The organism is Cohnella mopanensis, from assembly GCF_022352055.1.
GTDB lineage: Bacteria > Bacillota > Bacilli > Paenibacillales > Paenibacillaceae > Cohnella > Cohnella mopanensis.
Genome location: NZ_JAKRWM010000004.1, coordinates 214,933 through 233,868 on the forward strand (window position 1 = coordinate 214,933; position 18,936 = coordinate 233,868).

Annotated in this window: 9 protein-coding genes and 1 riboswitch; of the genes, 8 read left to right on the forward strand and 1 reads right to left on the reverse strand. The window is 49.7% G+C overall.

The window, feature by feature from the left end:
• Positions 1 to 16: 16 nt before the first annotated feature.
• The 7 genes from L3D05_RS08360 (at position 17) to L3D05_RS08390 (ending at position 15,882) form a co-directional block, all read left to right on the forward strand.
• Positions 17 to 2,458: a glycoside hydrolase family 31 protein gene (locus L3D05_RS08360; protein WP_239615572.1), complete on the forward strand. Its 2,442-nt coding sequence runs from the start codon at positions 17 to 19 to the stop codon at positions 2,456 to 2,458.
• A gap of 224 nt (positions 2,459 to 2,682) precedes the next feature.
• Positions 2,683 to 2,852: riboswitch (cyclic di-AMP (ydaO/yuaA leader) on the forward strand.
• A 116-nt stretch (positions 2,853 to 2,968) separates the two neighbouring features.
• Positions 2,969 to 4,795, forward strand: a complete 1,827-nt coding sequence (gene kimA, locus L3D05_RS08365) for a potassium transporter KimA (protein ID WP_239615573.1) — start codon at positions 2,969 to 2,971, stop codon at positions 4,793 to 4,795.
• 222 nt (positions 4,796 to 5,017) lie between these two features.
• Positions 5,018 to 8,671, forward strand: a complete 3,654-nt coding sequence (locus tag L3D05_RS08370) for an S-layer homology domain-containing protein (RefSeq protein ID WP_239615574.1) — start codon at positions 5,018 to 5,020, stop codon at positions 8,669 to 8,671.
• A gap of 128 nt (positions 8,672 to 8,799) precedes the next feature.
• Positions 8,800 to 13,926, forward strand: coding sequence for an AAA family ATPase (locus tag L3D05_RS08375; protein WP_239615575.1), 5,127 nt, complete (start codon positions 8,800 to 8,802; stop codon positions 13,924 to 13,926).
• A complete protein-coding gene (locus L3D05_RS08380) occupies positions 13,923 to 14,576 on the forward strand; it encodes a response regulator (protein ID WP_239615576.1) in 654 nt (217 codons plus the stop codon). Before L3D05_RS08375 ends, L3D05_RS08380 begins: the two co-directional genes overlap by 4 nt.
• A 13-nt stretch (positions 14,577 to 14,589) precedes the next feature.
• Positions 14,590 to 15,336, forward strand: a complete 747-nt coding sequence (locus tag L3D05_RS08385; protein WP_239615577.1) for an HAD family hydrolase — start codon at positions 14,590 to 14,592, stop codon at positions 15,334 to 15,336.
• Positions 15,337 to 15,339: 3 nt separating this feature from the next.
• Entirely contained in the window at positions 15,340 to 15,882 is a 543-nt protein-coding gene (locus tag L3D05_RS08390; RefSeq protein ID WP_239615578.1) for a phosphoglycerate mutase family protein, read from the forward strand.
• Between the two features lie 56 nt (positions 15,883 to 15,938).
• Here the strand turns inward: L3D05_RS08390 and L3D05_RS08395 are convergent, their stop codons facing one another.
• The gene (locus L3D05_RS08395) at positions 15,939 to 17,717 is read right to left on the reverse strand and encodes a methyl-accepting chemotaxis protein (RefSeq protein ID WP_239615579.1); all 1,779 of its coding nucleotides are present in this window, start codon (positions 17,715 to 17,717) and stop codon (positions 15,939 to 15,941) included.
• 198 nt (positions 17,718 to 17,915) lie between these two features.
• On the opposite strand from L3D05_RS08395, the gene L3D05_RS08400 reads away from it, so the two are divergent.
• Positions 17,916 to 18,872, forward strand: a complete 957-nt coding sequence (locus L3D05_RS08400) for a hypothetical protein (protein ID WP_239615580.1) — start codon at positions 17,916 to 17,918, stop codon at positions 18,870 to 18,872.
• Positions 18,873 to 18,936 lie beyond the last annotated feature (64 nt).

The following is an 18,936-nucleotide window of genomic DNA, read 5'->3' on the forward strand; positions in this document are numbered from 1 at the left end:
CACGGAGGTAAAGGACATGGAAGGAAGTTCAGCAATACGACCCGATCAGTTCGGGTCATCGGAAGAACAAGCGCTACGGAAAAGCATCGGGTACTTTAAGTCGCTCGAGCAGGACGGGAACACGTTCATTTGCCGAGGCAACAAAGGAAATGCGGCCATCCTATTTCTGACGGACGATGTATTCCGGATAAAAATATTTCAGGGCGAGCAAGTGGATCTCTCCACGACACCCGGGGTATTGCCGCAAGTAAGCGATGTGGAAGTTAAAACGCAAGAGAACGACACTAAATTCATCTTCGTTACGTCCACGATTCGCTTGATCGTAGACAAGAGCAAATGCAGCTTCTTGATCGAAGATCTCAAAGCGCAAACGATTGCACGTCAGAATCCGGTCAGTTGGGATGCGCGAGGCGAAATAAGCGCCACTTACGAGATGCCTAACGAATCCCATTTCTACGGTTTGGGCGAGAAGACGGGTTTCTTGGACAAACGCGGCGAACGTTATACGAACTGGAATACGGATGTGTATGCGCCGCATGTGCCCGAGATCGAAGCGCTCTATCAATCGATTCCTCTATTGATTCATACGCATGGCGAGCAAAGCTACGGACTTTTCCTGGATAACCCCGGAAGATCGGATTTCGACATGCGTGCTTCGGACACGACATTCTCGATTTCTTGTTCAACAGGAGCATACGATATCTATTTTATTAACGGGCCGCAGATGAAAGATGTCGTCTCCCGTTATACAGTACTGACCGGACGGATCGATCTCCCGCCGAAATGGGCAATCGGGTATCATCAGTCTCGTTACAGCTATATGAATCAGCAAGAGGTTCTGGAGTTAGCCCGATCTTTCCGTGCGAAACAAATTCCTTGCGACGTCATCTATTTAGATATTCATTATATGGACGAGTACCGCGTATTCACCTTCGATCCGGTGCGTTTCCCCGATCCCGAAGCGATGATGGCGGAGCTGAAATCATTAGGCATTCGAATCGTCCCTATTGTCGATCCGGGCGTGAAGAAAGACCCGAAATATAAAGTGTACCAAGAGGGCGTTCGGGAGAACCACTTCGTTAAGAAGCTGGAAGGCGATATCGTGCTAGGAGAAGTGTGGCCGGGCATAAGCGCTTTCCCGGATTTCACCGAAGACCGGACGTCGGAGTGGTGGGGAGATCTGCATCGCTACTATACGGAGCTTGGCATTCAAGGCATCTGGAACGATATGAACGAGCCGGCTTTGTTCAACGAGAGCAAGACGATGGATTTAGATGCGATGCACGGAAACAATGGCAAGCCGCGTACCCACGAAGAGCTGCACAATCTGTACGGGATGCTGATGTCCAAGGCAACCTATGAAGGGCTTAGCCGCCAATTGGATGGACAACGGCCATTCGTGCTTACGCGCGCCGGCTATTCCGGCATTCAGCGTTATGCTGCGGTATGGACTGGCGACAATCGCAGCTTCTGGGAGCATATGGCGATGGCGATGCCGATGGTGCTGAATATGGGATTGTCCGGCATACCGTTCGCCGGTCCGGATATCGGCGGATTCGCGCATCACGCTTCGGGCGAATTGCTCGTTCGTTGGACGCAGATGGGCGCGTTTTTCCCGTATTGCCGCAACCACTCCGCGATCGGTACCGTTCGTCAGGAGCCATGGTCGTTCGGCGACAAGGCCGAGGCAATCGTACGCGACTATATCGGATTGCGCTACCGCTTCATGCCTCATCTTTATAATCTATTCCAAGAGGCCGCAACGACCGGCTTGCCGATCGTTCGTCCGTTGCTGCTCGAGTATCCGGCGGATCCGAAAGTGACGAACCTATGCGATCAATTCCTACTGGGGAAAGATATTTTGATCGCGCCGGTATATCGCCCGGATACCGATCACCGTTCCGTTTATTTGCCAGCGGGAACATGGATCGACTACTGGACGGGAGAAGTTCACGAGGGAGGCCGGACGATTCTGGCGCATGCTCCTCTCGAAATCATGCCGATGTACGTTCGGGCAGGGGCGATCCTCGCCGAGGGACCGCTTAAGCAAAGCGCCGATAACGAGTCGGATGAGTCGGTAACGTTCCACATCTACGGAGCCGTAGCGTCAACCGGCTTCGAAACCGCATATACACTATATGAAGATGACGGCGTTAGCTTCGACTATCGTCAGGGGTCGTATTCCGAGTTGTCCCTTAATGTAGTCGGAAGTCCGAAGACTATTGAATTGAACTGGAGTTACGCCGCCGCGAGCGGGTTTAAGCCTACGCGCAAGCTGCTTCGCTTCTCGTTCCGTCGTTGTGGATTCACTGCCAGTTTAGTAGAGGGATTGCAACGCCTAACGGCGGATCAGTTAGCTGCCGGTGCGGAAGGCTGGCTGTATAACCCGTCAACCGACGAGCTTCTGATTCAAGTCGCAGACCAAGCTGCAGGCGGTAAGCTCGTTATTACGAAATAGTCCCTGCCAAGTAAAACCACACTCATCGGAGTGTGGTTTTTTCGCTTTTCTGAGACGATAACTCAAGAAACGGTGATAACTAATCATTTAGACAAATTGCTCGCGAGCCGACCCTATGTATCCGCATTCATGACTCAAACATAGTCAATTTTGATGTTTTTAGGCGCAGTTTCCTGTTTTACACAATTCGATCAGGCGATATATGATCAAACCTGTAAGACCTATATCAAGACTCGCTGAGTTTCCGTAAGGAAAACGGGGGACCCAACTTCGGCGGACGTTCGTTCGTCGCCTGGGGTGAATCCGTGATGCTGATCTAAGCGTCATGGTAGGGCTAATTCTCTAAAAGCCCGAATCCGCCAGCTAACCTCGTAAGCGTTATTAGAGAGGTGAAACAACTTCGGTTCAATTCAGACCGCGGGAGGGATCTCTGCGGTTTTTTTGCGCGGTTCAAAACAGGGCAAGTGGAAATAGTATCACTAATGGGAATTCGATTTGGCGGTGAGAGAATTGCTATCTTTAATAAAACGATTATTAATCGGGCGACCGTTGAAATCGGCGGAGTTAGGCGAGCAGAAGCTGATTAAGGCTAAGGCGCTAGCCATCCTTTCTTCGGATGCGTTATCATCCGTTGCTTACGGTCCGGAACAGATTTTATTGGTCTTAATCACGGTCGGCGCCGTAGCCTTCTGGTATTCGATCCCCATTGCCGTCGGCGTATTGGTGTTGTTATTGGCATTGATTTTGTCTTACCGGCAAATTATATTTGCTTATCCGCATGGAGGCGGAGCTTATGTGGTATCCAAGGAAAATCTTGGTTTATATCCCGGTTTGATATCGGGAGGCTCGTTGTTGGTGGACTATATCCTCACGGTAGCCGTTAGCGTGTCGGCTGGCACGGATGCTATCACTTCCGCTTTCCCGAGTTTGCATGAGCATACAGTAATGATCGCCGTTATTTTTGTCCTGCTTATAACCGTCTTGAACTTAAGAGGAATCACGGAGTCCGCCTCGATATTAGCCTATCCGGTTTATTTGTTTGTCCTGGCCTTGTTTATTCTAATCGGGGTAGGCCTATACAACGTTGCCGCGGGCAACGTTCCGGCCGATTTGCATGCGCCGCTCGGTACGCCGGTGGCGGGCATCAGCTTGTTCTTGCTCCTCAAGGCATTTGCTTCGGGCAGCTCCGCCTTAACGGGAGTGGAAGCGATATCGAACGCGATTCCGAACTTTAAGCACCCGGCCCCCAATAACGCCGCTAAAACCTTGCTGGCTATGGGCGGATTGCTGGCCCTCTTATTTTCGGGGATCGTATTTCTGGCTTATGATTACGGGATAACGCCTAGAGTCGAGGTCACGGTCGTCTCCCAGATCGCCGAGCACACCTTCGGACGAAACTTCATGTACTATTTCATTCAAGGCACGACCGCTTTAATCTTGATTCTTGCCGCCAATACCGGGTATTCGGCCTTCCCTTTGCTAGCGGTTAATCTTGCCAAAGACAAATTCATCCCCAGAATGTTCACGATTAGAGGAGACCGGCTAGGCTATTCCAACGGGATCATTATTCTCGGCATTTTATCCATTATTCTCATTATCGCATTCGAGGGTCAAACCGAGCATTTGATTCCGCTGTACGCGGTGGGGGTGTTCATCCCGTTCACGCTCTCCCAGACGGGCATGATCGTCAAATGGATCCGCCAGAAGCCGAAGGGCTGGATTCCGAAGCTAATCATTAACTCCATCGGGGCGCTGATCAGTCTAATCGTCACCTTGATGTTCTTCTTAACGAAATTCGCGCAGATCTGGTCGGTCTTGGTTTTCTTGCCGCTTATTATCTTTGTTTTTCACCGGATTAAGAAGCATTATGAATCCGTCGGCGATCAGTTAAGCATTACAACCTGCGAGCCCATAATCCCGATAGAAGGCAATGTGATCATTTTGCCCGTAGCCGGAATCACGCACGTCGTCGAGTCGTCCATTCACTATGCTCAATCCCTCGCCGCCAAACAGATTATCGCGGTTTACGTCCCTTTCGAGAGAGAAGATGCGGTTCTGTTCGAAGAAAAGTGGAGCAACTGGAAGCCGGACGTGAGATTGGTGACATTGCATTCACCCTATCGGTCGGTGATTCAGCCCTTGTTGAAGTTCGTGGATACCGTACAGCGCAAAGCGAGCGAGTCGAACTATCAGGTTACGGTCATTATTCCGCAGTTTATTCCCAAGAAAGGCTGGCATAATATCCTGCATAACCAGACCAGCTTAATGATCCGTACTCGCCTGCTCTATCGTAAAAATGTTATCGTAACAACCGTTCCCTATCATTTGAAGAAGTGAAATACGGTTGCATAATAAGGGGTTATTCCTAAGGCAGTCGAACAGACAGTCGAAGGAATAGCCTCTTTTTTATGGGCGAAATAGCAAGAAATATCCACTTTGTCACATGACAAAGAGATGACAACGCTCACTACATACCGAGATCAATAGAAACTATAGTGGGATAGATGTCCTACGTATCGTTGGAAAAGGGGACTGTAAAAAACAAAAGGAGACACTTCAATGAAGAAAAAAAACGATTCGAGAAAAATTCTACTATTACTTCTATCTTTTGTCTTAATGGCAAGCTGGGTAACGGGAGTTAATCCATCCAGGGTCTCTGCGGCAAGCGGGTCATCTTTAACGTCAATGAATCAGCCGGTAGAGACGTTGATTGGCGGTACGGAAGCGATTTTCCGAGATGGTAGCGGAGCTGTGGCTGATTATGCTGACGATCGAGATGCGGATGTGATCGATTTGCCGTTTCCGTTTAATTTCTTTGGGGATATCTACAATAAAATTTATGTTTCATCGAATGGTAGTTTAAGATTTGATTCCCCTAACTCCACAAAGATTGCTCCTTTCGACGATGACTTATATGTGACTACCAAGAGCAAGGTTTTATATACGACGATTGGGGACGGGCATAATCGAAAATTCGTGATCCAATATACGAATATGATGACCTATAGTCAAAGAAACAGCTCGACTCCTTTTGGCACCTTCCAAGTCATACTCAATGAATCGGATAATTCTATTCAATTTCAATATCCGAATCTTGTAGGATTAACTCACGGTGAGGAAGCATTTGGTTCCGATGCATGGATTGGAATAAGCGGTCCATCGGTCAGCATTGAATACTCCGAATACGAGCAAAGCCTAGCGGAGAAGCAAGCGATTCGGTTCACGCCTGATGGATCGAATGGTTATACGCAGACGACTAACAGAGCCGGCATAGAAGCCTATGCCGCTTATGATGCTAACGTCGTCTATGAACCGATTTTATTGATTCCCGATTTGTATCCGGGAACTCCGGTGCCGGTAAGCCCGGCAGATGGCTCTTTTGTGTCATCGAATATTACTTTCCAATGGAGCGCCGTGAACGGGGCAACTTCCTATCGTCTGCTGATCGCAGAGGATGCCGAATTTATTCATGCGGTGAAAGATCAAGACGGGATCCAGCAGCATTCATTTGATGTTAACGGACTGGAAGAAGGTCAACCCTATTATTGGAAGATCGCCGCTGAGAATAACAATGGTTACACCTTTTCAAATTCATATCGATTCGTAGTGCCTTCCGATGACAGCCCGAAACCCGTGAACCAGCCTGTGGAGACATTGGATAACGGGACGGAAGTCGCGAATTTTTATGAATCCGACGATTGGGGCGACTATGTTTCCGATGGCATTCCGATAGGGTTCGGTCCAAATTCCAAATTTAAGTATTTTGGAACGGAATACGATGAGATTTATGCTACGACAGGCGGAGAGCTATTGTTTGGCGATCGTGATTATCCTGAAGGCGGAATCTCCCCTCATTACGGTCCTATACTTAGTTCAGCAAGCAAGGTCATCTATAAGACGGTAGGAGCAGAGCCCTATCGGAAATTCGTGATTCAATTCACGAACATGACGATAAATGACGCTCCTGTTGGAACATACCAAGTGATATTCTATGAAACGACGAATGTCGTTCAATTCCAATATCCACACTTAATTGCATTAGGCGCCGGCGATCGAGCATTCGGCTCCAGTGCATGGATTGGAATGTGGACTGACGACGATGAGGTTGCGTACTCCTCTTCGAAGAAAAGCTTGGCGGAGAAACAGGCGATCCGGTTTACCCCGGATGGTTCGGGTAGTTATGAACTAATCAAACAAGCGAACGCTCAATATGAACCTATATTGTTAATCCCTAATTCCTTCCCGAGCCCTTCGACGTTTGTAAGTCCTGCGGATGGTTCCGGCACGTCAACCCAAGTTACCTTGCAATGGAGCAATTCGAGTAATCCGGCCAGTTACTTCTTGTTAATCGCAGAGGATGCTGAATTCAAATCGGTATTGGAGCTTGATACCGAAGGATTGACGGACACTTCTTATAGCGTGAGCGGGTTGGAAGAAGGCAAGAAATATTATTGGAAAGTCATCGCTTTCAATAATGGGAACCAATATACTTTTTCCAATACTTATCGATTTATTACAGCATCGTCATCGTCATCGACGGTAACCGTCGATACCGGTAATATAAGTTCGGTTACTACGATGACGGCAACTGCCGGGGGTAATGTTACTTCCACCGGGAACGGCACGATCGAGGAAAGAGGAATCGTATATTCCTTGAACGCTAATCCAACTTATAGTGATGTTAAAGTGAAAGCCGGAACGGCGGGAATAGGAGCTTATACGGTTAATCTTACCGGACTTCAATCCAATTCGACTTATCATGTTCGGGCGTATGCGATTAGCGAAGGCAGAATTACCTACGGACAAGAGGTTGCTTTTACGACGTTAGGTTCTAAAGTAAGCTTGAGTTCGTTGAGCCTTAGCGGAGTTACATTAAGTGAATCCGTGAGCGGAAGCGTCTATGCCTATACGGCAAGCGTACCTTACTCTGTGTCTAGCACCACCATAAAGGCTACGGTACTAGAAGCGGAGTACGGCAGCTTGACCGCGAACGTATACAATAGCGCGAATACGCTGGTGACTGGCCCGATTAACTTGGCAAGCGGAGTAACAAGCAGTGCGATTCCGCTTAACGTAGGGATTAATAAAGTCGAAATTGTCGTCATCGCCGTTGATGGCAGCGGCACGACCTATACAGTCACGGTAAATCGGGCGTCTGCTCCTTCTAGTTCGAGCGGAGGCGGTGGCGGTGGCGGAGCCAGTCCGGTCACCTCCAAGAACGGTAAAATCACCATTCCGGCCGGTAGAGCGGGCGAGGTGAGCCTGGACGGCGATATCGAAATTTCCGTTCCGGCCAATGCGTCGAGCAAGCAATTGGAGCTGACGATCGAAAAAGTGCTGAACGCGCAAGGTCTGCTAGGCAATAAAGAAATTACGGCCAGCGCGATCTATGAAGTGCTGAAGAATTTCCCGGAAAATTTCGGCAAGCCGGTCACGTTGACGTTGAAATTCGATGCTACGAAAATAAAGCACGGCCAAACGGTAGCGATCTTCTACTACGATGAAGCGAAGAAAACGTGGGTGAAGGTTGAAGGCGGCAAGATCAAAGGCGATCGCATCAGCGCTGATGTTAATCATTTCACGAAATTCGCGGTGCTTGTCGTGGATGAGAAAACGGGATTACCGGTAGCGGACCAATCGACGTCGACGGAAACGACAGAGCCGACTGCAGAGGTCAAGCTGAGCGACATCTCCGGCCACTGGGCGGAAGCGAATATTAAAGAAGCCGTGAAGCAAGGTATCGTAATAGGCTATACGGACGGAACGTTCAAGCCGAACGCGACCGTGACGCGCGCCGAATTCGCGGTCATGCTGAACAACGCGCTGAAGCCGACAGGCCAAGCGGCGGAACTAAGCTTCGCGGACAAAGCGAAGATCGGTGCTTGGGCTCGCGAAGCGATCGCGCAAGCGGTGCAAGCAAACATCATTAAAGGCTTCACGGACGGTACATTCCGTCCGAACGCAGAGCTGTCTCGCGCTGAGATGGCAGCAATTGTTGCCGGTGCGCTTAAGCTGACTGCTGAAGCGAACACAGCAACAAGCTTTGTAGACGACAAGCTTATCCCTTCATGGGCAAAAGGCGCAATCGGGGCGTTAACCAAGCTTGAAGTTATGCAAGGCAAAGGCGGCAACAAGTTCGATCCTAACGCCACCACGACGAGAGCAGAGGCTGTAACTGTTCTGTTGAAGATGCTTGCGCAAGAGAGTAAGTAAAAGGATTAAATAGAAGAGGTTATTTCTAAGGTGTCGTAACGGTCACCGGAGGAATAGCCTCTTTTATCGAGCAATAGGTTGATCGTTTTTACTAGTACCGATGATATAATAAGCGAAAGGACTTGATCATGAGAGATCCGACAATCGATGCAGCCGGGGAGTTTGACATGATGTTTGAATTGCAGGGTTATCGAACGGTAGAGAGGCTCGGAAGCCAAGCGGATATCAGCTTATATCGGTTGCAACGTTACGAGGATCGGCTGAGTGTCATTGCCATGACGACGCGCGACGCGTATCCGGACGAGAAACAGGTTTCGGCCTTTCGCCATCAGTACGACATGCTTCGGAAGCTGGACGGCAGGGGGGCGCTGGAAGCGTACGATCTGGAGACGGAATCGGATCGTCCGATCTTGCTTCTTCAAGATATCGGGGGGAACACGCTCGATCAAATTATGCGCTTACGCGGAGACGATGCGGGGTTAGCCGAGCTTCTTCGCGTGGCAATAGCCGTTGCCGGCAGTCTGATGCAGATTCATCGTGAGAAAGTTACGCTCCATGAAATTACGCCTAGTCATATTCTCGTCAATCCGGAAACCTGCGAAGCCAGATTCATCGATATTCGCTTTTGTTCTATTGAATCCGATAAGAGCCCGTTGTCTTCCCTAACGGATCGTCCGGATACGCTCCTGCCTTATATCTCTCCAGAGCAGACAGGCAGAACCGGAGTGACTCAGGACTATCGTTCTGATTTCTATTCGCTAGGTGTTACTATATACGAATGGCTATCGGGTAGCCTTCCGTTTGAGCAAAAAGACGTATTGAACATCGTCTACCATCATCTTGCTATCGCACCTCAATCGCTGCACGATAAGCATGCCTCCATTCCTAGGGCAGTGTCCGACATTATCGGAAAATGTATGGAGAAGAGCCCCGATGCTAGGTATGCGAGCGCGTACGGACTCAAGTCGGACCTGGAGACTTGTCTGGCCATGCTGGAAAGAATGGGGAAGGTTGAAGCGTTCCCGCTTGCCATGCAGGACATTCCGAATCAACTGACCCTTCCTTCGTTGTTCTACGGTCGAAGCTCCGAGCAGGCACGCCTTCTCGACGCGCTGAGACGATCGGCAGAAGGAAACGTGGAGTTGGTCGAAGTCAGCGGCGGAGGGGGAATCGGAAAAACCTTCTTCGTCATGGAAACCCTTCGCAAGGCGGTGCCTAACGCAGGGTTGTTCGCGATGGGGAAATTCGATCCCCACCGTGCTGCGCCACCGTACGACGTATGGATTCAGGCGATAGGCGAATTGGTCGGTCAACTATTGACGGAGAGCAAGCTGCAGATCGAAGTATGGAAGTTACGTATTCTGGACGCATTAGAGGGCTATGCGCAGATCCTGGTCGAACGGGTTCCCAAGATGGAATTGTTGATCGGACCGCAACCGCCGGTACAGGCGTTGCCGCCGCTTGAGGCTCAACGTCAATTCCATCTCATTCTGAATCGGTTTTTCCAGCTGTTCGCGTCCCGGGAACGGCCCCTTGTCCTGTTTCTTGACGATCTTCAGTGGGCGGATGAAGCCTCGCTCCAATACTTGGTTCATCTGTTGGAAGATTGGGAGACGAAACATTTGCTTGTCATAGCGGCTTATCGGGAAGAGGAATTTAGGGTGCCGCATTCGCTTAGCCATATGGAATCTCGATTGACGGAGCGAGGCGCGACACTGAGCCGCATTCATCTAAACCCGCTTGTATCCGCGGATCTGAAGCAGATTCTAAGCGATGCTATGAGAGACATCGAAGCGGATGCTGACGATCTTGTCTCGGTCCTGCTGCAAAAAACGGATGGAAATCCACTGTTTCTTAAGCAAATTGTCCGAGATTTATTCGAGGCCAAACTGGTTGCGTTCGATGAATTCAGCGGACGATGGAAATGGGATTTATTGCGTATAGCCGAGACTAACGTTGCCGATAATGCCGCTGCTTATATTTCGGAGAAGCTTAAGCATCTGCCTGCTCCTAGCGCGCTAGCACTGAGTCGGGCCGCATTCTTAGGAAGCCCGTTCGCATTGGAGAGCCTGCTCCCTTTTGTCGAACACTCCGTTGACGAATTATCGGGCATTCTGGATTACGCGGTACGCGAAGGATACTTGCAAGTCGTTAGCGAGGTCGACAAACAGTACAAATTTCAGCATGACCGGATTCAGCAAGCGGCTTACGCGCTGATTCATAAGGATGAGCGTTCCGATTTTCATTTGCAAATAGGTACATCGCTGGCAGAACGTATGAGAACGGTCGGGGACATTAACGAGTTCGAAGTGGTTAACCATCTGAACAGGGCATTGAATCGGCTTGAACGTCCGGAACAAAGGTTGGAATTGGCTGACCTGAATTTGCTGGCGGGATTGAAAGCCAAGCAATCTACCGCATACGAGACCGCGCTCGGATATATGCGTCGCGCTGCGGATCTGTTGGCCGACGTCGATTGGCATAGCGACTATTCGCTCGCCTTTCGCGCATTCCGAGAGCAGGCGGAACTGGAGTTTCTATGCTCGCATTTCGAGGCGGCGAATGAATTGTTTCAACTGTTGCTGACGAAAGCGACCTCCGATATGGACAAAGCGCATGTCTACAACTTGATGATTCGATTGGAAGCCAGCCAGGACAATTACGCGGAAGTCATCTCATTGGGACTTCAAACGCTGGATTTATTGAATATCAAGTTTCAACGCGAGACGGTTCAGTTGCTGCGCCAAGGGCTTCGGTTGAACCGCAAGCTTCGCAAGCATACGATCGAGTCGATCACCCGCTTGCCCCCCATGACCAACGAAGCTAGCAAGATAGCCATGTCGACTTTAGTTCACGCGAGCAATGCTTTGTTCTTTACGGATAAGAAGAAATGGCTCGCGGCTACGTTCGCGATGGTCGAGATGACGTTGGATAAGGGGATGACTCCCGAGGCTTCGATCGGATTTGTCGGTTATGCCATGTACCAGTGCTTTACCTTCCATCGCTTTGAAGAAGCATTCAAATGGGGCATGTTGGCTTATGATTTATCCAGACCGTATCCGGGTTTGCACGTTAAGACGCTTACCTCGTTCTCGCTATGTCACGACAGTTGGCGCAAATATAAACCGGAGTTGCTAGATATGTTCAGCGAACATGCCGGTAAAGTCGGGTTGGAGTCGGGCGATCTGTGGCAAGGGAATCAGAGCGTGCTAATTAGTTGCGGTTCGATGTTTCTGTTCGGCCGTCCGCTTAGGGAAATCTACGAAAGATTGCTTGCGTACTCCGGAGAGTTTCGCCGCCATAACAACGAGTTATTATGGAAGCAGGCGACTGTATTCATCGCGATTTATGAGCGGCTCGCGGGAAATCGTGCGCCCGGAGATCCGTTCCCGATCGAGGATGTAAGCAAGCCGGATTACGGTGAATCGGTTCAAGGCGATAACACCCAATTGATCGAGGAAATGGTCTGCGGGTATCGCTATATCACGGGTTATATCTTAGGTCGGTATGAAGAAGCGAACGAGGCGTTGAAGAAGTCGGCGGCGATTATGGCATCGCGTACGAACGCACTTGATAGTGCTCATCAATACACCTACGAGGTGCTTGTCTGGGCGCAGCTTTATGAGGAGCTTCCTGCCAAGAAACAACGGGAGTACTGGTCACGAATGCGTAAAGCTCTGAAAATCACAAAAGTATACGCCAAGCGCTGCCCCGAAAACTATCGGCATAAATACCTGCTTATCCTAGCCGAAATGGCCCGCTTAAAGAGGAAAAGCCGGCGAGCGGAAGAATTGTACGCCCAATCGATCGAATCGGCTCGAACCTACGGCCTTATCCATGATGTAGCCATAGCCGCGGAATGCTGCGGGAAATACGGTCTTCGTCAAGGCAAGCTGCATCTGGCGAAAATTTATTTAACGGAAGCGTATGATGCGTATCTTCAATGGGGGGCAACGGTGAAAGCGGCCGATATGGAGCGACAATACGGCCATCTTCTGAACATTAAGCGGGAGTCGGGGATCGAGCGCATCGATTATTTGTCCGTGGCCCAGTCCGCGCAAGTGTTGTCCGGCGAAATGGAAATGGGTAGCTTGCTGGACACGATGATGCGTACGATGCTTCATAATGCGGGGGCGGATTTCGGAGCGCTATTGTTCGAACAGGATGGAGGATGGTCGGTCGAAGTGTTCGGGACGGCAGAGGAGCTTAATATCGGGTCCATTCCGATCGAGTCCATCCCGATTGAACAACATGACTTGATGCCCGCAGCCATTGTCGGATACTCGATCAGAACGAGAGAGCAAGTCGTTCTGCACGATGCGGCCAAAGAAGGGATGTTTGTCCGTAATCCGTACGTGAGGAACAATGGGGTGAAATCCATCCTTTGCCTACCGATCATGCATCAGAATAAGCTGATTTGCATGCTCTATTTGGAGAATAAGCTATCGCCTAACGTGTTCACGTCGGAGAGGTTGGACGTCTTGAAGCTGCTCGCGGCGCAATCCGCTATCTCTATCGCGAATGCCAAGCTGTTCACGGGCATTCAAGAGCTGAAGAATAGTTTGGAAGACCAGGTGGAGGAGAGGACGCGCAGCCTGGAGCGGTCGATGCTCGAGACGTCGACGGCTTTGGCCGAAGCTTCCGTCTATGAGGAACGGAATCGGATCGCTCAGGAAATCCACGACATCGTCGGACATACGCTTACTTCGACGGTTATCCAGATTGAAGCGGGGAAGCGCTTGATGCATAAGGACGCGGAAAGTGCCGCAATGCGACTGCAGGAAGCGCAGGATCTCGTCCGCCATAGCCTGAACGAAATCCGCGGCTCCGTCCATATGCTGAAGGAGGACAAGTATACCGACCTTGCAGCTATGTTGAATCAATTGATTCGAGATACGGAGCGGAATACGGGCGTAATCATTCATGCAGCGATTGATCGGTTGCCCGAATTATCGACTGCCCAGAAGAAGACGATCTACCATGCCTTGCAGGAAGGCCTGACTAATGGAATACGACATGGAGGTAGCACGGAGTTTCGCTTCAGCTTGGATTCGGAAGGAACGATCTTGCGGTTCAGGCTAGGGAATAACGGGGAGAGCAATAACGAGATTGCGATGGGTTTCGGCTTGAAAGCGATGAAAGACCGCGTGGAACAACTCGGAGGCAGTTTATCGATCGACTCCCGGCCCAATGAAGGCTTCCTGCTAAGGATCGATTTGCCATATTCGATGCGAAGGATGGGGGATTCGGAATGAAGAAAATCACGATAGTGATCGCCGACGATCAGATGCTGACGCGGGAAGGTCTCAGAATGATTCTGGATTTGGAAGACGATATGGAAGTGATCGGCGTAGCCAAGAACGGGCTGGAAGCTTGCGAGATGGCGGAAGCTTCCCACCCCAATCTTGTCCTGTTGGATATTCAGATGCCTATCATGGACGGAATTGCCGCACTGAAACGAATCAAGCAGAGCTGTCCCGAAACCTCCATTTTGATGCTGACCACTTTTATCGATACCGATTACATCGTAGAGGTTATGGCCAACGGGGCAAACGGCTACATGCTAAAGGATATGGATGGGGATAAAATGATCGCCTCCATCCGCGATACGGTGTCCGGGCAGTTTATTCTTCCGGCTCCCGTCGCAGCCAAGTTGGCAGTGAGGATGAACAAGATGACGGAGGAATATGCGATTAGGCATATATCCAAATCGGACAATATCAACCTTACCGATAGAGAAGAGGAACTCGCTCGGCTGATCATGCAGGGCTTGAATAACCGCGAAATTGCCGAAACGTTGCACGTTGCCGAGGGGACGGCGAGGAACTATATCAGCACTCTCTACAGTAAGCTAGAGGTCGTTGATAGGGCTCAGGCGATTATACGGCTGCAGGCCTTAACTTGAAACCATGAGGAAGATGAAAGGAAGATCGAATATCTATAATACCTATATTTTCGACTTATACGGGACATTGATCGATATCCATACGGATGAGGATTCACCGGAGCTGTGGGAACGGCTTAGCTTACATTTCCAGTACAACGGTATGCCTGCTAAGCCTGAGGAGCTGGCGCAAGATTTTCAGGCAGAGATTAAGCGGCAGATGGCTGCGCCCCGAATCCAATGCGAGCATCCCGATTTCGACATGCATGAGACATTTACGGAGATGGCCCGTAGAAGAGGGGGCGCAGCGACCCCGGCCTGGGCGGAAGAGACGGTGCGGTGGTTCCGGATGCTGTCCATCAGAAGATTAGCTTTGTATGATGGCGTAGAAGATTTGCTGAAGAGTTTGAAAGCTAATCATAAAAAAGTGTATTTGCTCTCCAACGGGCAAAAGACGTTCATAGAAGCGGAGTTGCGTTTACTAGGGATATATGATTATTTCGATGGGATTGCGATTTCCTCGGAAGCGGGAATCTGCAAGCCGGACAAGTTATTTTACGAGTATCTCGTTCGTGAATATGGAGCAGACCTATCTTCGGCGATTATGATAGGAAACGACTCCACAACCGATATCGAAGGAGCGCGTCGGGCAGGGATCGATGGCTGTTATATCCATTCCAATTGTTCGCCGGATACGGATAAGGTGATCTGCAAATATCAAATCTGGGACGGTCAGTTCAGTAGGATTTCGGAGCTTCTGCTTCCCCACATGTCTGTATAAAGGATGATAATCGTGAAAATCGGCTTAGTCAGACATTTTAAAGTGAAGAAAGAGTATCCGAAGGGGAGACGATTCAGCGCTGACGAAGTGACGCAATGGTTTCAGGAATACGACCTCGCCGATATTGAAATGGGATCTACGGATCTCGGTGGAACGCAGTGGCATCGTTGTTTTTCCAGCGACATGTCCAGAGCTAGGCGAACCGCCGAGCATATTTACGACGGAACCGTCCACGCGAAGTCCGAGCTGAGGGAAATACCCTCCCCGAAGTTCAAGACCAAGCTTAAGTTTCCATTCTTAGGGTGGGCTATCCTCATTCGGTTCTCTTGGTTATTCAGTCGCCAAACCCGTTCGGATATTAAGAACGCGGAAAAACGGATCGCAAAGATTCTAGACGAAATCATGTCTTCGGGTGAGGAGAACGTGCTGATCGTAAGCCATGCGGCATTGATGATCTATATTCGCAAAGAACTAATCCGTAGGGGCTTTAAGGGTCCCAAGCTGAAAATTCCGAAAAACGGTATCCTGCATGTCTATGAGAACTAGCTATAATAAACGCCCTCCGTGAGCCGTCAAGGCACATGGAGGGCGTTATTAGGTAGTTAGAGTGTAAAGGAGTTGGTCTTCTGACGCAGCGATTGGGAAGCGCCTTTCAGGCTGTCGGCCATTGCCATCAGCTTGTCCGATATTTGATACTGCTCCTCTGAAAGGGTCCCTACCTGGTTCATCCGCCCATTGATGTTAAGGGAAGATTCATTCAATTCCTCTACCGATTCCACGATCGTCGTCATTCCTACCGAAATCTCATGAATCGCTGAGGCGATTTCGTCCATCTTCACGGCTAATTCGCCGCTTTGGTTTTCTAACCTGTGGAACGTAGTGTTTGATGTCTCGGAAATGGCTTTGGTCTTGGCGATTAATCCTGCGAACGAGTCCAGGCTGCTCTCGCATTGCTTCAGATCGGCATGAATCTGTTTCAGGTCTTCGGCAATCGCTTTGGACAATCCGTCCGTCTGTCCGGACAGCTTGCGGATCTCTCCGGCTACGACCGCAAAGCCGCTGCCATGCGTTCCGGCTCTGGAAGCTTCAATAGACGCATTGAGCGATAACAGGTTCGTCTGGTATGTGATATCGCTGATTCCGGAGAGCAACTGAGCAACCTTGCCATATCTTTCAGTCATCAAGTGCAGGATGGAGGATAGCTCATCGAATTCTTTGGAAGTTGCGGTGACGAGTTGAACGACTTCGTTCATTTTCTCTTTGCCTTCATAGGAAGATTTGCGCATTTCCTTCATATCGTTATTGATGGCTTCACTGGACGCGGATATTTGTTGGGAGCTTGCCGATACTTCCTCCGTGACGGCTGAGATGGAAGCGTTGGATTGACTTTGCGACGAGACGAGCGTCTTGCTGGCGGCAACCTCTTGCCTTGCCGCTTGGGAAGCTTCTTTATTGTCGGCCAGGCTGGTGGACATGAGCAGTGCCACGTCGAGAACCTGCTGGCTGACTGTAACCGTGGAAGAGAGGGTCTCTCGTAATTCTTGGCCCATCTCTCTTAATGAACGATCAATGATCCCGAATTCATCTTTCGAAACGAGAACGCGGTCGTATGTAAAGTCGTTATTCTTGTAAGCTTCAATATGCTTGGTAATCGCGCTAAGGCTTCTTCTGATCTGATAGATCAGTCCCGTCATAGCTAGAGCAGGAAGCAGGGCAAGAACGATGATGTTAACGAGCACGCTTGTATTTGAAGAGGAGATGGCCTTGGATAGCGCTTTGTCCCGCGATTCCGTCGCTTTCGCGAACTTGGCTTGAGCATCGATGTCAGTCTTGCTGAGAACGTCGGAGTATGAAGTAAGTAGATCGCGGCGCATTTTGTCTTTGATTTCTTGTTCCATAATCAGTTCAAAGGCATCGTATTGTTTCTTCAGGGCTTTATATCCTAGAAGAGATCTCGCGGCCAACGACTCGAACGACTCGCGAAAATCTTTAGCTCCCAATTCGGTATCCAGCTCTTTGAGGTTACTCTCTAATTGCGGGAGCGCGCGTTCCACCTCTTCTAAGTTAGTGCCGACAGTATCCTTCTTCGAAGCCGTGTAGGACTCTAATATTTCGATATACATGAACGTGGACATTTCTAATTTCTTGGACATCACGTTGTACTGTTCTTGAACCTTCCGGAGCTTATCCGATTTGTTCATTTCCTTCTGCACAATATCATTTTGGTACAGGACGAAGCCGCTGGCTACGATGTTAACGATCGTCAACATAACCAGGAGCAGAATCATGCGATGAGTGACTTTGAGCTGCGACAAGCGAAAACTAAACGCAGACAAAAGATTGAATTTTGTCTTGGACCTATTTGCCTCTATCTGTTTCATAGTAGCCGCCCTTTCTAAGGTTCGATTAGCAATAATTGAGATAATATTCCTAATCTTAACCCAGCTTTTATAAATGCGCAAACGTTTGCATTAACAAAAAAGGGAATGATGACGAATTAAGAGATAACCAGCGAAGCGCACAGTTCATTGATATAATGGTATAAAATACTAACGAAGATATGGATAGGAGACTCATCCATGAAATGGCGCGAACGCTTCGAAAGCGAGATCGAGTTTATCTTCTCCGAGGCGAAGCGGGAGATCGCTTTGTTCCCCGCGCCTCTGAACGAGATCGGTCTTGGTTTGCTTGCCAAGGTCAACCCGACAGAGGGTAACGTTAGCACGAATTATATTACCTTTCTCTTACCCTACTGGCTTAAAGAACGAATTTCCGGGTCCTCGGACGTCATGTGCGAAGATCTGGCTATCGGCAACATATACGCCATGCTTCATTTTTTCTTGATGGATGACGTTATGGATGCGGGAGCTCTGATGAATAAGGTAGAGATACGCGATGCTCTCGTGCTCGGGCAGCTCTATCAAGACCTGTTTCGGCAGCGCTACGGGCGGCATTTTGCCGCGGAATCGCCGATGTGGAAAGACTACAGGCGTTATATAGAAGCTTGGGGAGTAGCCGTATCCCAGGAAAATAAGCAACAGGCCGATCCGTACGATCCCGGCAAGCTTGCGGCAAAGTCGGCTCCGGTTAAGCTATGCGCGGCGGGCATGCTTCAATTGTCCGGGGGGAGAGATAGCTTGCCGGAGCTAGAGACGGCAATAGATCTTGTGCTGGCAACGTTGCAGCTAGCGGACGATTGGAAGGATTGGCGGGAGGATTTGTCCGAGGAGAGCTGTAATGCGTTCCTCACGCTTGTTCGTCAACGGATTTCCATACCGCCCGATCAGCCTCTCGATGAGCGAAAGGTAAAACAAGCGATCTATCGCGCTCATGCACTCGATTGCCTAGCAGATCTAGCAGAGGCTTATGGGAAAAGGTTGGGATCGATTCCTTTCGTTCCCGAGAGCTTAACGGCTTTCCAGCTTTCCCTAGCCGAAGAAATTAGGGAAGATGCCCGGTTGGCGGAGGAGACGACTATAAAACTGGCATCCGGAGGATCTTTGTCCTATTTTTTGTCGAAAATATCAAAAGAATGAGAGATTTTGTCATAACCGCATGATATGATAAAGGTGTTAATCAACCACATATTGGGAAGGTCGT